Source organism: Methanolobus sp. ZRKC5, assembly GCF_038446525.1.
Taxonomy (GTDB): Archaea; Halobacteriota; Methanosarcinia; order Methanosarcinales; family Methanosarcinaceae; genus Methanolobus.
The window spans coordinates 436,695-453,021 of record NZ_CP151792.1 but is presented as its reverse complement, the minus strand read 5'-3'; the positions used below and the strand labels follow the sequence as shown (position 1 = coordinate 453,021).

Annotated in this window: 12 protein-coding genes; 2 read left to right on the top strand and 10 right to left on the bottom strand. The window is 40.5% G+C overall.

Annotation, left to right across the window (positions count from 1 at the left end):
• Positions 1–59: 59 nt before the first annotated feature.
• The 10 genes from WN948_RS01975 to WN948_RS01930 form a co-directional block, all read right to left on the bottom strand.
• Positions 60–2,708: a PAS domain S-box protein gene (locus WN948_RS01975; protein WP_342305322.1), complete on the bottom strand. Its 2,649-nt coding sequence runs from the start codon at positions 2,706–2,708 to the stop codon at positions 60–62.
• Positions 2,709–3,003: 295 nt separating this feature from the next.
• Entirely contained in the window at positions 3,004–5,472 is a 2,469-nt protein-coding gene (locus tag WN948_RS01970) for a VWA domain-containing protein (protein ID WP_342305321.1), read from the bottom strand.
• Positions 5,472–7,343 (bottom strand): BatA domain-containing protein, encoded by a 1,872-nt coding sequence (locus WN948_RS01965; protein ID WP_342305320.1) that lies wholly within the window; start codon positions 7,341–7,343, stop codon positions 5,472–5,474. Before WN948_RS01965 ends, WN948_RS01970 begins: the two co-directional genes overlap by 1 nt.
• Positions 7,343–8,227 carry a DUF58 domain-containing protein gene (locus WN948_RS01960; protein WP_342305319.1) on the bottom strand — a complete coding sequence of 295 codons (885 nt, stop codon included), beginning with the start codon at positions 8,225–8,227 and terminating at the stop codon, positions 7,343–7,345. The genes WN948_RS01965 and WN948_RS01960 overlap by 1 nt, the downstream gene beginning before the upstream one ends.
• A gap of 37 nt (positions 8,228–8,264) precedes the next feature.
• On the bottom strand, positions 8,265–9,236 hold the full coding sequence (locus WN948_RS01955; protein WP_342305318.1) for a MoxR family ATPase: 972 nt from the start codon (positions 9,234–9,236) through the stop codon (positions 8,265–8,267).
• Between the two features lie 51 nt (positions 9,237–9,287).
• A complete protein-coding gene (locus WN948_RS01950; RefSeq protein WP_342305317.1) occupies positions 9,288–10,184 on the bottom strand; it encodes a hypothetical protein in 897 nt (298 codons plus the stop codon).
• Positions 10,185–10,230: 46 nt separating this feature from the next.
• Positions 10,231–11,106 carry a prephenate dehydratase gene (gene pheA / locus WN948_RS01945; protein ID WP_342305316.1) on the bottom strand — a complete coding sequence of 292 codons (876 nt, stop codon included), beginning with the start codon at positions 11,104–11,106 and terminating at the stop codon, positions 10,231–10,233.
• A 36-nt stretch (positions 11,107–11,142) separates the two neighbouring features.
• Entirely contained in the window at positions 11,143–12,339 is a 1,197-nt protein-coding gene (locus WN948_RS01940; RefSeq protein WP_342305315.1) for a mechanosensitive ion channel domain-containing protein, read from the bottom strand.
• A 240-nt stretch (positions 12,340–12,579) separates the two neighbouring features.
• Positions 12,580–13,524, bottom strand: coding sequence for an IS5 family transposase (locus tag WN948_RS01935; protein WP_342303665.1), 945 nt, complete (start codon positions 13,522–13,524; stop codon positions 12,580–12,582).
• A gap of 103 nt (positions 13,525–13,627) precedes the next feature.
• Positions 13,628–14,080, bottom strand: a complete 453-nt coding sequence (locus WN948_RS01930) for a nucleoside deaminase (protein ID WP_342305314.1) — start codon at positions 14,078–14,080, stop codon at positions 13,628–13,630.
• Positions 14,081–14,252: 172 nt separating this feature from the next.
• Between WN948_RS01930 and WN948_RS01925 the strand changes: the two genes are divergently transcribed.
• Together WN948_RS01925 and WN948_RS01920 are read left to right on the top strand one after the other, a co-directional pair.
• Positions 14,253–15,773: an AMP phosphorylase gene (locus WN948_RS01925; protein WP_342305313.1), complete on the top strand. Its 1,521-nt coding sequence runs from the start codon at positions 14,253–14,255 to the stop codon at positions 15,771–15,773.
• Positions 15,774–15,778: 5 nt separating this feature from the next.
• Positions 15,779–16,327, top strand: a complete 549-nt coding sequence (locus WN948_RS01920; RefSeq protein ID WP_342305312.1) for a tRNA (cytidine(56)-2'-O)-methyltransferase — start codon at positions 15,779–15,781, stop codon at positions 16,325–16,327.

Below are 16,327 nucleotides of genomic sequence, written 5' to 3'. Positions count from 1 at the left end.
TGAACTCCTTATGCCATCTGAAAACTTAAAAACTGTCAATTGATATTCTCTTACTGTTGCTATATATCGGTAGCTCTTTCCTTTGGATAAACAGGGATTCGAAAAATGAATTTGCTACCCTTCCCTGATTCACCTTCCACCCATATATTTCCACTTTGCATTTTCAGGTATTCTTTGACAAGTGCGAGTCCAAGACCTGCTCCTCCGTATTTTTTGGTGTTGGAGCTATCCACCTGTATAAAGGAATTGAAGATCCGTTCTCTATCTTCTTCTGCAATTCCAATGCCGGTGTCTTCTACGGATACTTCAATTTCTTCATTTTCGACCTTTACATTAACGGTAACGGTTCCTTTTTCAGGTGTGAACTTCAAAGCATTTTCTACCAGATTATAGAGTATTTCTTTAAACTTATCAACATCTGCAGTTATTTCAGTGGTACTTTCGTCAATGTTGACATTGATATTTATCTTCTTTTTTGTGGCCAGTAGTTTTGTACTTCTAATTACTTCCTCAACGTACTCAGCCGGCTCAAAAGCTGAAAATTTGAGTCCCATCCCTTCAGCTTCGATCTGTGCCAGGTCCAGTACATTATTAATTAGATTAAGTAGTTTGTATCCGGCATCATTGATGATCTGCAGGTATTTCTTCTGTTTATCGTCAAGTTCTTTGATGTTTTGGTCTATCAGAACATCTGAGTATCCTATAACTGAATTAAGGGGAGTTCTTAACTCGTGGTTCATGTTAGTCAGAAGACCATTTTTACAGCGGTTTGCCTCTTCAGCAGCTATTCTCGCCAGCAGCATCTGTTCTTCAGTTTTCTTCCTTTCAGTAATATCAACAAGAGTGCCTATGGCTCTATGGCTACCTCTGTTTCCATTGAATGTGGCTCCTTTGGCCAGTATCCATCTCCATTTCCCTGAGCCTGAAAGCATACGTATCTCAAAAGTGAAAGTTTTCTCTTCTTTTATAGAGCTTATAATTTCTGGCAATATGTTCTTCCGGTCTTCCGGATGCAGTAATTTACCCCATATCTCAGGTGACATTGGAAACTCTTGATCTTCATAGCCGAGCACATTATATGAATTCGGACTGAAATAAAACTCATTAAGGTCAAGCTCCCATTCCCAAAAACCATGTTCTGAGACCATCATTGCAAGTTTAAGTCTGTCCTCACTTTCTTTTAAAGCTTCTTCTGCGAGAATTCTCTTGGTTATGTCCCTTGCGTTTCCATGAAAGCCAATGGGAATTCCATCAGTACTGTGTAGTATTTTACCTGTGATCTCGATGGGTACGTTATCTCCGTTTTTATTAAGCATTTCTGCCTGAAAGGTCAGTTCGGTAACATCTGGTGAACTTTCCATTCCGATTTTTGCGTGATCCATTATTTTCATGAAATTCTTTTCGTCACAATGGTCACTTAGTTTCGAGCCGATCCATTCTTCCGGCAGAAAACCAAGTATGGAATAAATCGCAGGATTCACATAAGTGAAAGCCATGTTCATGTCCATTAACCATATGCAATCAAGGGTATTTTCAGCGAGGAGGCGATACTTTTCCTCGCTTTCCTTTAACGCTTCTTGTGATCTCTTTATTTTAGTAATATCTACAAGAGAGCCCATGTAGGCAATTGAGTTGCCTGAAGCATCTTTAATTGTCGTTGTAGATACCCATACAGGAAAAATAGTTCCATCTTTTCTCAGGGCATTTCGTTCACTTTTGAATCCCTTATCTTTTATTATTTCTAATATTTCGCTTCTTTTGTATTTAGTATCAAAGAACTCCTCAACATTCTTTCCAACTACCTCGGCCTTGTTTTCATATCCCCAGATTTTTAAGGCAGTTTCGTTCGCATAGCTTATCCTGCCGTCCAGCTCCAAAAGTGCAATACCATCAACATTGCATTCTATGGCCTGGTCTTTTATTCGAAGCTCTTCTTCTGCCTTTACTCGTTTAGTAATGTCAAGCGTGTACCCTACCATCCCTGAAGCCTGTCCGGTTATATCTTTAATCAGCCAGAGGTATAAAGAACCAATGAATGATTCTCCACTCTTACGTTTCAAACTGACCTGCGTCTGATGATATCCATTTAAAAGAAGCGGTTCTATTATATCCTTGTTCAGAATGTCAAGATAAGTATCATGGTAAAGCAGGGATATATGCTGACCCAAAGCTTCTTCTGAAGTAAAACCAAAGGTTCTTTTAGCCCCCTTGTTCCAGCTTGTTATAATTCCTTCCATGTCAGTCGAAATAATTGAATAAGGAGATTGCTCAATTATTTTCGACATAAATTCCAGAGATTCAGTTGCCTGCTTATTTTCAAGGAGCACACTTTTTTTCTTTATGGCTTCTTTTATGGCACTGGGCAGTCTACTGATACGCTCTTTTAGTACGTAATCAGTTGCTCCTGCTTTTATGCTATCCACGGCAATTTCTTCATTTATGAATCCCGTTAGAATTATGAACGGAACAGTGTTATCATATGTAAGCGAGTATTCAAGTGCCCGCATCCCATCAAATTCAGGAAGTAAATAATCAGAAATTATGATGTCCGGTTCAAATTCATATAAACCTTGTAAGAATTCAGTTTCGTTCTGTGCTAAGTATGTCTCAAATCGGATTCCATAATCCTTTATTTTCCTCTTAGCTAATTCCAGATCTTCAGGCATGTCTTCAACAAACAATATCTTCAATACCTGATTTTCTGTCATTTGATTCCCCATTTCAACCAAATTTTTTAGAAACTATAAAGTCAAAACCCTTTCAAAGCCACCACTTTCAATTTGGAGTTTGACATCAATCTCAAATTGCTAAATTACTGTCTAATTGATTACGTAATTGTTACTAAAAACATTATTTGACTTAATAACTAATAAACATAGGTGTCAATAGTTATAAATTCAACATAAAAACAAAAAATGTACGGCTATATCAAGATTAACCCTTTGGTGAAGAGGGTCAATTTGTAGTATGACCCCCCCTAATTTCAATGTAAAATGCACAACATTATGCATCACTTTCCTGTTGTTGCAGTTTCTTCATTTCTTTTATCTCTTTTATTCTCCTTAGTATAACTTCTCCAAGGAAAATAATAAGAGCTGCAAGCAGGAAGTATATCTTCTGACTTACATTGTCACGTACAAGTTTTTCAGATTTACCCTGTGCTTCTTCGAACAAATTAGCCCTTGCTTCATTTGGAGAAAAGGTATTTCCTCCATATGCTTTGATAAGTGCGGGAAGGTCCTCGTTCAGTCCCACATCACGGTATTCAAGTGCATAGTTCACTGCCACCGGATATCCAGAAAGGTCATGGAGACCAATTGGACTGGGGTCGATAACGGCTTCATATACATTATTCCCTGTGAGTGAGAGGTCAAGTGCATCGCCGTCCAGCTTCAGGGTGGGAATACCTTCATCATACATTGTCAGTTCGATTGTAACTGGTGTACCATACCATGTGTCTGGTGCATCTACAACAGCTCCGGTCTCTTCCCTTGGATTACCGATTGCCCAGTTCACAGTTGAGGACATCAGCTTTGAATTGTTATCCGAGTACAACTGTGTGGCCCACATATTATCTCCTCCCTGTCCGTTATCGGTTGACAAGGCAGCAACTCTTCCAAGCCCGTATCTCCATGTGGTCAGTACCGGTTTTCCGGTGCTTGTAATAATAAGCCTGTCAGCTCCGGCTTTTGGAGTGACATCATTGTACCCTGTGATACTGCCATTTATTTCGATGTTTCTGGTGATGAAATGTTTGGTATTGTATTTGACCAGAGGAAAAACTCCGACATCCAGATTATCAGGGCTTTCAGATGATGTGTCACTTTCATCAAAATAAATATCATCTACAAGCTGTCCTTTTTCAAGATAAATTGTTTTTCCTTCAACATTCTCCATTAATAAATCTGCATAATAATTACTTTTGTCATCTTTAAGGTATGATTGTCCCGGGTCGCCGGAATTGATTTTTATAAAGTAAAAGCTAATTCCCTTGTCATGTATTTTTTTAGCAACTTGCAACGTTTCATCATATGTCTGTCCGAAGGCACCATCTGATAGTATTATAATATCCAGTTTTCCTTCTTCTCCTTCAAGCCAGCTATCAGCTACATTTAATCCTTCATGCAAAAGAGTAGCACCACTACCGCCGCCAGCTATCAGGTTTTTGAGCTCTTCTTCAAGTTTCTGTGCATTTGATTGAGTTCCAAGATAAACCAGTCCATTGGATATGTCAGTACCTTTACCACCAAAAGTTACAACTCCTGCATACGAATCCTTGAAGTTTTTATTATTTAGGATTAAAATGGCATTTGATATAATATAGTCATAAGTTTCATAATCGACTGAGCTATGTGAATTGTCAAGCAGCAAGACTATATTTCTGCCACCACTCCAATCCGTAGGTTTTGAGAGCACTGGTAATATCTCTTCTATAGGGGAATCGAGATAATCTCCATAATTATAGGCGCGTTCTCCTCCTACCACGACAATACCTCTTCCTTCATTGAGATAATCTTTCAGCTCTTCGACCTCGGATTTAGTGAATGTGTTTGCATGAGTGTTATCGAGGATTATTGCCTTCTTATCGTCGATATTATCAAGTTCTCCGGAAGTTGATACATCATAGAGATTTAACAATATGTCTGCAAGCGGAGAATTGGTTTCAAGACCTATGGCGCGAATAGTAGGTTTCGGGACAACATATACAGATTTATAATATTGATTGTTGATCGTGTCAACGTCAAAGCCGGAAGGTATGATAATAGCCTTTAATGTGTGTGCACCTGGTTTGTCGAATATCACCTTTGTCACAGGTATACTTTTCTCACGGGTGGTTTGTATAATCGGTCCGCTCCTTTCCAGATTGTCATCAATATAGAGTTCATAGCTATACGTTATTTCCTGTTCCATTGCCTGAGATACAACGATATTGAACTGGTTCTCGTTCCTGAGAATTATGGTCTTATCGCCTTCTATCTGAACGGTCAGGTCATTCTCTTCCAATTCTGGTTGGACATAGTAAACAGTAGTGCCAGTTTCCTTTGCAAATTGCAGTGCATCTTCCAGTTCTTCGCCTGTGTTACTGTTACCGTCAGTGACCAGTACTATCTGGTTATCTCCGGTGGAATACTGCATAACGGTATCTCCAAGTGCAGTATTATCTCCTGTGAGTCGAACAATTGATGCAGATGTCCTGGCGCTTAGAGCTTCATATAGCTTAGCTGCCGTACCGTTTTCGAATAATTCCATGCTGGCAGTTTCATCCGAGATTATCACAAGGTCTGGATTGTCATCTGTCGTTACTCTTGGTACGAGTGTAAAAGGTGATGCAAGAGCAACTATGAGCAGTGTGGCAACAACTATACGTGAAATAATAAGTCCTTTCTTTGTTCCTTTTTTCAGGAGATAGAAACCTGCAATAAGGGCAGGGATAATCAGCCAGAGCATCTCCGGATTCTCAAGCCTGACCATCAGAGCTCACCTCTTTTTCTTATTATAAGGAGTTCAAGTACAACAAGGATAAAAACAATGATTATCATATAAATGTCCAGATAGTTCTTTGCAGTATAGGAGCTGGAACGCACTATTTCAGGTCCTTCCTGTACCTGTGAGCGTTCTATAACGTCTTCTTCAATAGTAGTGTCAGATTCCCTGTCATTATACAGGTTAACAGCGATTTCCTTTCCTGCTACCTGATAGGTGCCGGTCTCATCATAAAGGACACGGCTAACGGTTTGGGTACCATTTGGAGTTTGAATATCCTGTTCTTTCGCCAGTGCTGAGATGGTTCCTGTCTTTAGATTATAATCCTGTACACTGCCGGTTCCTCCAAGCCATCCTGCCAGCTTGAACCAGAACACCGGATACTCCGGTTTATTATAGAAATTATTCCAGGCGTCTTCGCCTGTGATATCATTAATGCCAAGATACACAACAGTTCCATCCCCTACAGAATCGTATGCTAGCAGAGGTATATTGTCGTCAGTAGCTACAAGAGTGGTGGAATCGATCCTTGAGCTGACATTAAGGAAGCGATACATAGCAACTTCCTCGTATTTTATATCCTCGCTAAGTCGCGTTTCCTGAACAACTTCAAGGGTTACACCATAATCTGAATCTTCTATGGAAGCAGGTATTACCGGAAGAATTTCCTGCAATTCAATTTTAGCATTTTGAGATGAAAGTGCTTCACTGGCAATGAAAACAGCTCTTCCTCCACCACTGAGATAATTATCAAGGGTTGCTATTTCATTACTTGCGAGTGGCCTTTCCTTATTGGCAATTACTACCATGCTGTATTTGGACAGGTCTTCAGGCACGCCTTCAATCTGGTTGAGCTTAATGTTCGGTATCAACGATAGTGCTACCTGTGAGGGAAGATTATCGACATCTGTTACAAAGAGTAGCTGTCTGTCAGATATTCTCGGTATGGATATGTAGGCAGTGTTATCGGCCATGAGGCTGTCATCATCTGCTATTGCCACTTCTGTAATACCTGTTCCAAGATTTGTTAGCTGGAATTGTTTTGTGGAGTGTGCAGGGATATTAAGTGAAACATCATTGCTTTTGCCATTGTCAAGATTCTTTATCTCAAGATCAACGACCTGCCTGCTGTTCATATAATTCTTAACAACACCCGTATAGGTATAACTATTATCTACAGCCTCAATGCTACCCTGAATGAACCCTATATTATCAGTTTCTCTGCCAACAAGGACAAACTGCACAGTAAGCCCGTATGATTCTGCCAGATTCATGGCATTGACCGGGTCATCACCATTCCAGTTAGTAAAATCGGATACTACGACAATATTGCCTCCCTCATCAGAGAGCAATCTCATGCCAGCTGAAATGGCACTTGAAAGGTCTGCAACAGTTGCTTTTGCTTTAAGCGTGTCAAGCGTGTCATAGGTTGCCTGCGAACTTTCACTTTCAAGTATTGTAACAGGAGTGCTCTGTGCAAGTATGATGCTGTTCTTCTTGCTCACGTAACCTTCAGCTTTTGATATTGCCTCGCTGAACCTGTTGTCAGTCTGCATACTTGCAGATGCATCTATAATAAGTACTGTGTGTTCGCCGCTCAGTGCCTCCTGTGTTTCAAGGAAAGGTGATGCTGCGGCTAGTGCAAGAAGTATTAGCACAAGTAATTGTATAAGGAAAAGCGGATCCTTTATGAGTTTTGTAATTGATGTGTAGAAACGTTTTTTCTCTTCCTTTATATCCATGAGGAACATAAGGGATGGGATCTGGACCTGAAGTGGTTTTGGCCTGAGAAGATAGAGCAGTATCAGTGGTATAATACTTGCAAGTGCTCCCAGTGCAAGAGGATTATCATAAGGCATTACAATCTTCTCCTGCTTATGGTATGGAAGAATGCGTCAAATATCGGGGTATCGGTTGTGAAAGTGTAGAATTCGGCACCAACCTTGCCACAGTTATCCTTGATCTGGTTTATGTGGCTTGTGAGTTTTTCCTGATACTCAGTTTTCAGGTCTTCACTTATATATGTGTCAAGCTTAACTCCAGATTCAAGGTCTACAAGTCGACTATGGCCATGAATAGTAAGGGCGCTCTCTGTTCTGTCAAGTACCTGGACAAGCATCAGGTCATGATCTGAAAAACGGTAAATTGCAGATTCGATCTCTTTAGGGTCCTGAAGAAAATCAGAGATAATAATCACAAGTGAGCGTGAATGGATGGCTTTTCCGTACAGGATCGTACATTCATCAATAGCTGTTTTTCCACCAGCTTTAGCTGTTTCGAGCCGCTCGATAGCACGTAACAGGTATTTTCTTCCTCTCCTGGGTTTTGTAATGTCCACATTCTCTGCAAATGTTGATATCGCAAACTTATCGTTGTCCTTGGTAACCAGGTAAGCAAAGCCTGCTGCAAGCATTGTAGCATACTCGAACTTGCTTGGAGAACCTCCGGCAGTATAGTCCATGCTCTTACTGGAGTCCAGTAAGATGTGGGTTGTAAGGGATTTATCTTCCTCGAACTGGCGTATGTAGAGTTTCTCAGATCTGGCATAAGCTTTCCAGTCCACGGCTTTGAGCTCATCGCCTCGATTGTATTCCCTGTAGCCAATGGTGTCCAGACCTCTTCCGCTATGTATGGAGCGTCTGCTCCCTGCATACGCAGTTGACACTCTTTTTCTTACCATGAAGGTAAAACGGTCAAGCTGTCTGAAAAAATCAACATCTATGGTATGTCTCTTGTCGCTCATAGCCAGTTCTCTGCCTGAGTTTCCTGTCAAAGCTACCTTACTTTATTTTCTCAAGCAAGCTTTTGATAACCTGGTCAGTGCTTATTCCTCTTCTTTCTGCTTCAAAGGTTAGAATTATCCTGTGCCTGAGTACCGGGTATGCCATGGCATCAATATCTTCTGCACTGACATAATTGCGTCCCTGTATCAAAGCCCTTGCTTTTGCTGCAAGTATAATTCCTATTGAAGCCCTGGGGGATGCACCATATTCGATGAACTCGCTTTTGATACGTGTCGATATGACGATCTTAATGGCCCTGCTTTTTATATCATCTGCAATTGGTACATCTCTTGTCAGTTTTTGCAGGTCAAGAAGTGTATTCTTATTTACCACTTTGCCAACGGTGGGCATGATGGACTTTGTGTACCGGTTAACGATCTCTATCTCATCTTCGTAGTTCGGATAATCCACAAGGATCTTAAGCAGGAATCTGTCAAGTTGTGCTTCCGGTAGAGGGAAGGTTCCTTCCATTTCAATAGGGTTCTGGGTTGCCAATATGAAAAAAGGCTGTTCAAGAATGAATGTATCATTACCAACGGTTATTTGCTTCTCCTGCATTGCCTCAAGCAATGCGGACTGTGTCTTTGGAGATGCACGATTGATCTCATCAGCAAGTACAATATTGGCAAAGATCGGTCCTGGCTCAAACTTGAATTCTTTGTGTCCATCTGTTTCTTCGATGATATGCGTTCCAGTGATATCAGCAGGCATCAGATCTGGTGTACACTGTATCCTGCTGAAATTCAGATCCATTGATTTTGAAATGGTTGAAATTGTCAGTGTTTTTCCAAGACCTGGGTTACTTTCTATCAGTGCATGCCCGTTGCATAATATTGAAATTATGATCTGTTCCACTGAAGCATGCTGGCCGACAACTACCTTTCCAACCTCGTTGAAAAGCGTTGCAAACATATCGCCGGCCATTTTGTATGTTTGCGACAGGTCACTTGAATTCAGGTCGCTTGCCATTTATTATCTCCTTTGTCTTTGTCCTATGAATGTAAATTATAAATGTAATGTTCAGTTTTTAGCCATCTCTTCAAAATAAGATTTGATAACACTTTCATATCCTTCAGGAAGCTCTTCATAATATGCCTGGGATGAAATGATGCTTATTTCGTAGGGTGATGACTGGTCAAAGTCCTCATCAGCTTCTTCTGCTTCTTGCTGGTTTGAGAAACCTGTTCCTGTTCCAGGTGGAAGTGTCAGGTCGACTTCAGTTCCCTCTACAACAATGATTGCAGTCTCTCCGGTCAGGTTTTCATTACCAGAATCACCAGTGTCACTGGTCTGGTCGTCGATATCATAAAGGTCGTCAGGTGTGTTGTCATCATCTGGCAGAAGCCCCGCATCTTCCAGAAGTTTTTCAAAATCATCCGGACCAACACCTGTACGAATGTCATTCGACATGATGATACCAAGTGTTGAAGCAGAGATAAGTATCAGCACCAAGCCTAGTGTAAGCCGTCTTCTTCTTAGAAAAGCTGAAGACTGAACTTTTGAAATGCCTGAGGATACTATATTTAACAGGTCCTTCACTATTATGTTGTCAGTATCCCTGTTATCGTATGCAGTACGTAGTTTTTCCTGCAGGTTTGGATACTTTTCTTCTACTACTAGTAAAATACCGGTCCTGTCATCACGTCTGTGTATCAGGAAGGTCAATATCAAAGCCAGAAATGCGGAAATAAATGCCAGTGCGACAGTTTCAAATGCAATGCTTATACCTGCGAAATCGTAACTTGTTCCTGCCCTTACTTCAAAAGTACTCATCATGGCAAATGCTTTATCCATACTTAACAGGAACAGCAGGGTAAAAAGCACCAGTGAAATTGTCAGGAAATCTATTAGCTTATAGGCCCTGCGGTATTTTTTTAGGGCAGCTTCCTGTTTTTTTACGAAATCCCTGATATCCATGGTGGCACCGTTTATTTTATTCAGTAGATAATGATTATTTGTTCATCTAATTGGATTCACAATAAGAATCAAATTTAGGATATGATCCAAGTATTTTTAACATTGCTACGTTGGACTTTATATTAAACATTGCATGTTTTATAATAGTATCGTTTATATTTCCCTCAAAATCAATATAGAAAACATAGTCACCAAGTACTTTTTTAGAAGGTCTCGATTCAATCCTTGTCAAATTGATATCGTACCTGGCAAATTCACCCAGTATGGCATAAAGAGCACCCGGGCGGTCACGGTCAAGATAGACTATTATAGATGTTTTATACAGGCCATCTTGCTTTTGTTCATCTGAATATTTTTTAACATTTTCAGGAACATTATTTGTCGTAATTATTACAAAACGGGTATGATTGTGCTTCCTGTCCTGAATATTTGGCATGACAATATTAAGGTCATACATGTCAGCAGTTTCAGGTGATGCAATAGCTGCCATCTCTTCAAATTCAGTGGCAAGTTTTGCTGCATGAGATGTACTTCCTGTGGTTCTCAGCTCAACGGCAGGAAATTGATCTTTCAAAAATTGGCGACATTGTCCCAGACCCTGTGGATGTGAAAGTATAATCCTGATATCTTCTTTTTTACCTCTGGACAGCAGGCAGTGTTCTATAGTGACTATCGCCTCACCAATAATATGTACACCATGCTCAAGAAGCAGGTCAAGTGTAACTCCTACGGAACCTTCAATAGAATTTTCCAGAGGCACTACTCCGATATCACATGCTTCGCTTTCCAGAAGAATGAATACATCCTGTATATCTGCACAATATTCCAGAATATGCTCTTCATTGCTACTGTTCTCTTGTATCCACTGTTTTGCAGCTTTTTCGGTATAGGTTCCTTTAGGACCAAGTACGCCAATTATCATTATGTTCTCCAATGGCAATAATATAGAAAAATCTTATTATTGCTGTTTTTTCAGTATGTTCTCGATCATTTTTTCCACATTGCTGTGAAGGTCGGCAAGTTCAACTACATCTTTTTCCGTATTTAGCATGCCTTCCACGTCCACATCCTTGTTTTCATCACTCATGGCAGTGATGTCCGGAAGGGTTTTTAGCTCCTGTACAAGAGTTTTAATGCCTTCTTCTTTTAGAGCTAACAGAGTAAGTTGCTCTTTTATATCATTCCTGGCGTTCTCGTCATTAATTTGCTTGAGTTTTTCTTCCATGTCCTTTCTGCGCGGAGCCAGGTTTTCTGAAGTAATGTATATTCTGTCAAGCATTTGTGCTGTGATGGCCTTATCAAAGATTATTTCCTCTGTTTTGAACTCAGGCACAATTTCAAGCTCAGAGTCGATCTTAATTGCTTTAGTCTTTGTTTCCTTTGGTGGTAGGCACACATAGTCTTCGCTGAATACTCTCTGGTTCATGTAAGTGGGAGAAACGATCTCTATTTCAGAATCATGTAGTGTATCCATGACGTTCTTTTTAAAGTCAGACCTTGCTGTAATGAGGCCCTCGATATCCTTAAGCAGTCCTCCAACTTTATATGTTATTGAAAAATCCCCAAGCTTTTCAATGTGGACAAATGAATTTTCAAGACCTGTTATCTCAGCTGCTTTTAAGAGGTCCTTTTCTATGTCCTTTCGGGGTATATTGTATCCCAATGATACGCTGGTAGTGATAATAGTCCCTGATGATCTAATGGTTTTCAGGGGGTTGGAAACAAGTTTTGCATTTGGGATTGTTATAAGGTCCCTGTCCATGGACTGCACTTGAGTGTGCAGGAAGTACATTTCGGTAACTCTTCCAAAAGTATCATCGATTTTAATATAGTCCCCTACTCTAAAAGGATTTATAAGCCTGAGCATAATGCCGGCCATGGCGTTTGTCACAAAAGTGGTGGATGAAAATGTGATTATGGCACCGATTACCAGTCCTAAAAAGGTAAGTATCAGATTCTTGTCTTCAACAGAAATCGGAAGGGTGAAAATAATGAATAGCATTCCAATGACTAGAATTACAACAAAAATAAGTTGCTGTATCACTTTTTCCCTTGAAAATAACTTTCTTTTCCTGAACAGGAAATCAAATAGCAGGACAAGTGAAATTGTTACGATCAGTGAAATGATACTTGGTATGAATTGCTCTATATCCACTTTAACTCTCCCAACTGGTAATTTTCACTTCTGACTGATAAATGATATCTTATCATATATATAGAGTAGATGATATTTATGATTAATTTAAATTTGAATTTAAACTTAAATTCAAGAGGATTTCGATATTCCCTCATTTTAGATCATTAAAGTATTCAAACTCAATTATATCCTCTCATTTTTTATCATTTTGTTTATTTCTCTTCATTAATCCTTATTTTTAGTATAGCTTCCGCTATCCTAAATTACTCCTTTGGTTTTTAGTGTCCTCAATTGATGCAGATTAAAACAAAAAGCTGTCATCAACATTTTTGCATTCACTCTTTCTACAGTTGTAACAAGAACCTTTCTGGTTTTAAATATTTCTTTTGTCACTGCATACACTCTTTCGCAAGGGACTCTTTTCACACTTATTCTTTCATTTCTGAGGATATCCATTATTCCTAAAGGATGTCCTCTTACAGCTCGTTGCATTGTTGCTGCAAAACCTTTTGCTATTGCTCCAAAATATCCTTTATCTCTATACACCACTTCACCCTTTTCAGACAGATCAACCTGTGAATCGTGAAGTGATGCAGTTGTTGTCTCAAATCTTCTGATTAGTTCATAATCCTTATCAATAATTGTATGAAGTTTGTATCCAAAGTGAGATTTACCATTTTTCTTAGTCCAGGTTCCATCTTTGCTTCTTCTTGTTTTCGCATCTTTTCCTCTGAGTACATCTGCTTTTGCATGTCCTGGATCTGAGTGAATAAAAGTTGCATCCTGGATCATTCCTTTTTTAATCTTCAAACCAAGAGCATCAAGCTGATTCTGCATTTCATCCCACACCGCTTTTTCTTTACCATTGTCGATAATTCTCTTCCTGAATGACCAGACAGTTGTACTGTCTGGTACATATTCAGGAAATCCCAGGAATTTCCTAAAGGATATCCTGTCAATACACTGCTTTTCAAGCTCAGCATCAGAAAGACCATGCCATTGTTGCAGAACAAGCATCTTGAACATTACAATAACATCAGCTTCAGGCCGTCCGCCTGAAGCTGTTCTGTTTATGTACATTGACTCCAGAATAGGGCGAAAAGGCTTCCAATCTACTAAATATTCAATTTCAGCAAGCTTATCTCCGACAGATTGGAGACGCTTATATTCTTCATTTAAGGCAAAATCAGTAAAAGAATCCATAATAGTAAATTTGCTTTGCTATTATTTAAATTTTATTAAATTGTATGAGTATTGATGGTAGTTTATCGAAATCCTCTCAAGCTTAAATTCAAGCAAACTCATATCAGTAAGTCTGTTTATCATCCTTTTCAGACCACTGCCTGAGCAACTTAAGGGCTTCCTCCCTCTCAATATTAATCAGCTTTATTCCACTATCCTGACTTTCTCCCCGAATATACTCATAAAAAAGATTGTCATCAAAACCAATAAGGGCAACATCATCTTTATCGGAGCCGTAATACACGGTCTTTATGCGTGCCCAGTAAATTGCTGCAAGACACATTGGACACGGCTGTGAACTTGTATATATCTCACAGTCCGAAAGGTCAAATCTTTCCAGAACAGTAGATGCCTGCCTTATGGCAAGTATCTCTGCATGTGCAGTAGGATCATTGCTTCTCAACACTTCATTGTGGGTCCTGGATAATACCTTGCCGTCCTTCACGATAATCGCCCCGAATGGTCCTCCGTGATCGTGTTCCATACCGTGACGTGCTTCTTCTATGGCCATTTGCATAAAGGCGTTCATGAGGCAGTATTATAATTTGTGGGCTTTAAGTGCAGTGGTGGGTGTGAAGTCTTGGCATAAAAGCAAGTATCCGAGTTCAATATTCCTATTCAATTTCCAAAACTCACCATAAACCTATTTATCCCTTAGCGCATGTTCTGTATAAAATAAAGGTGGAACAATGCAGCTAAAAGTACAGCCTATCGATATCAAAGTCGGCAAATATAAAGTGGTGTTGAATACAATTGACGCCAAGGAATTGGGAGTTAACGAGGGCGACAGGGTAAGGGTCAAAGACCACACAATCCTTACGGCAATTGTTGATTTTACAGAGGACATGATTTCTCCGGGAATGATAGGACTGTATCACGAGGTGCAGGAACGGTTGCAGAGGGAATGGACAGAAACTGTAGAAGTTGAACCTGCAGAAAAACCAACATCCACCCACATTATCAGGAAAGTGATGGATGGGCACAAGCTTGAAAGGGACGAGATATACGAGCTTGTAAAGGATATAGTTGAGGAAAATCTCAACGATATCGAACTTGCAGCTTTCCTTACTGCCACTTACATTAAGGATATGAGTGAAGATGAGACCGAATGGCTCACAAAGGCAATGATAGAGACCGGCGAGCGTATAGAATTCAGCACCTCTCCTATAATGGACAAACATTCAATCGGTGGTGTGCCTGGTAATAAGATATCTCTTCTTATTGTTCCGATCGTTGCAGCTAACGGCCTGCTTATCCCAAAGACCAGCTCTCGTGCTATAACCGGTGCTGGAGGCACAGCAGATCTTATGGAGATACTTGCTCCGGTGGAGTTCACTGCCCAGCAGATAAAGGAAATGACAGAAAAAGTAGGCGGTGTCATTGTCTGGGGTGGTGCTACTAATATAGCACCTGCAGATGACAAACTAATAAAGATCGAATATCCTCTTTCCATAGACCCACACTGCCAGTTGCTGGCTTCCATTATGGCTAAAAAAGGTGCAGTTGGCGCTCAGAAGGTTGTTATGGATCTTCCCACCGGTGCAGGCACTAAACTACCTGATGTCAAGGCCGGAAGAAAGCTTGCCAGAGACCTCATAAGTCTTGGTGAACGCCTTGGTATGGACGTAGATTGCGCACTTACGTATGGTGCATCTCCTGTAGGAAGGACCGTAGGCCCGGCACTAGAAGTAATAGAGGCTCTCAAAGTCCTTGAAACAATGGAAGGTCCCAACAGTCTCATAGAAAAGAGCGCTGTACTTGCAGGCATGCTTCTTGAAATGGGCGGGGTTGCTGCCAAAGGACAGGGCCGCGAACTTGCCATCGAGACATTGAAGAATGGTAAAGCTCTGGCAAAATTGAAAGAAATAATTGAGATACAGGGCGGCAATCCGGATGTAACTCACAAAGATATTAAGGTCGGTGAGTTCACTGCAGACCTGACAGCCCCTACAAACGGCTATATTCTCGAATTCTACAACAAACGCATAGTTCAGATAGCAAGACTTGCGGGTGCACCAAATGATAAGGGTGCAGGTGTTATGATCCACAAGAAACGTGGTCAGTCTGTCGAAGAAGGACAACCTGTTCTGACAATATATGCTGAGAAAGAAGAAAAACTCGCAGAAGCTATTAAAAGTGCAAGAGAGAATCTTCCCATAATCGTTGAGGGTATGCTTCTTGAGAAAGTAGCAGATGTTACAGAAGTCTGATATCTATGCCTGAACAGATAGTAATACTAAGACTTGGCCACCGTCCTCAGAGAGACAAGAGGATAACCACACACGTGGGCCTTACAGCAAGAGCCTTTGGTGCAGAAGGTATGCTTCTGGCATCCGAGGATAAGAAACTTGCCGGTAACATAGATGATGTTTCAACAAGATGGGGCGGTGACTTCTACGTTAAGAACGATGTCAACTGGAAGTCTGAAATAAAGAAATGGAAAGAAGACGGCGGAAAGATCTGTCATTTGTCCATGTACGGGATAAACCTGCCGGACGCCGTTCCTGAGATTCGTCAATGCGACAAACTTATGATCGTTGTTGGTGCGGAAAAGGTCCCATTTGAAATATATGAGATGGCTGACTGGAATGTCGCAGTTGGCAACCAACCACATTCTGAAGTTGCAGCCGTTGCTGTCACTCTGGACCGGATAGCTAAAAGTGACCCATTGAGAAATGAATTTGAAGGTGGGGAACTAACAATAGTTCCTGAGAGATGTGGTAAGCAGGTTATCGATAATCGACAATATGATTTGTCCAATTAG

Excerpts from the sequence above, each read along its gene's own strand:
- WN948_RS01975 (WP_342305322.1), bottom strand. The coding sequence starts at position 2,708 with ATGACAGAAAATCAGGTATTGAAGATATTGTTTGTTGAAGACATGCCT.
- WN948_RS01970 (WP_342305321.1), bottom strand. The coding sequence starts at position 5,472 with ATGGTCAGGCTTGAGAATCCGGAGATGCTCTGGCTGATTATCCCTGCC.
- WN948_RS01965 (WP_342305320.1), bottom strand. The coding sequence starts at position 7,343 with ATGCCTTATGATAATCCTCTTGCACTGGGAGCACTTGCAAGTATTATA.
- WN948_RS01960 (WP_342305319.1), bottom strand. The coding sequence starts at position 8,227 with ATGAGCGACAAGAGACATACCATAGATGTTGATTTTTTCAGACAGCTT.
- WN948_RS01955 (WP_342305318.1), bottom strand. The coding sequence starts at position 9,236 with ATGGCAAGCGACCTGAATTCAAGTGACCTGTCGCAAACATACAAAATG.
- WN948_RS01950 (WP_342305317.1), bottom strand. The coding sequence starts at position 10,184 with ATGGATATCAGGGATTTCGTAAAAAAACAGGAAGCTGCCCTAAAAAAA.
- pheA (WP_342305316.1), bottom strand. The coding sequence starts at position 11,106 with ATGATAATTGGCGTACTTGGTCCTAAAGGAACCTATACCGAAAAAGCT.
- WN948_RS01935 (WP_342303665.1), bottom strand. The coding sequence starts at position 13,524 with ATGGATTCTTTTACTGATTTTGCCTTAAATGAAGAATATAAGCGTCTC.
- WN948_RS01930 (WP_342305314.1), bottom strand. The coding sequence starts at position 14,080 with ATGCAAATGGCCATAGAAGAAGCACGTCACGGTATGGAACACGATCAC.
- WN948_RS01925 (WP_342305313.1), top strand. The coding sequence starts at position 14,253 with ATGCAGCTAAAAGTACAGCCTATCGATATCAAAGTCGGCAAATATAAA.
- WN948_RS01920 (WP_342305312.1), top strand. The coding sequence starts at position 15,779 with ATGCCTGAACAGATAGTAATACTAAGACTTGGCCACCGTCCTCAGAGA.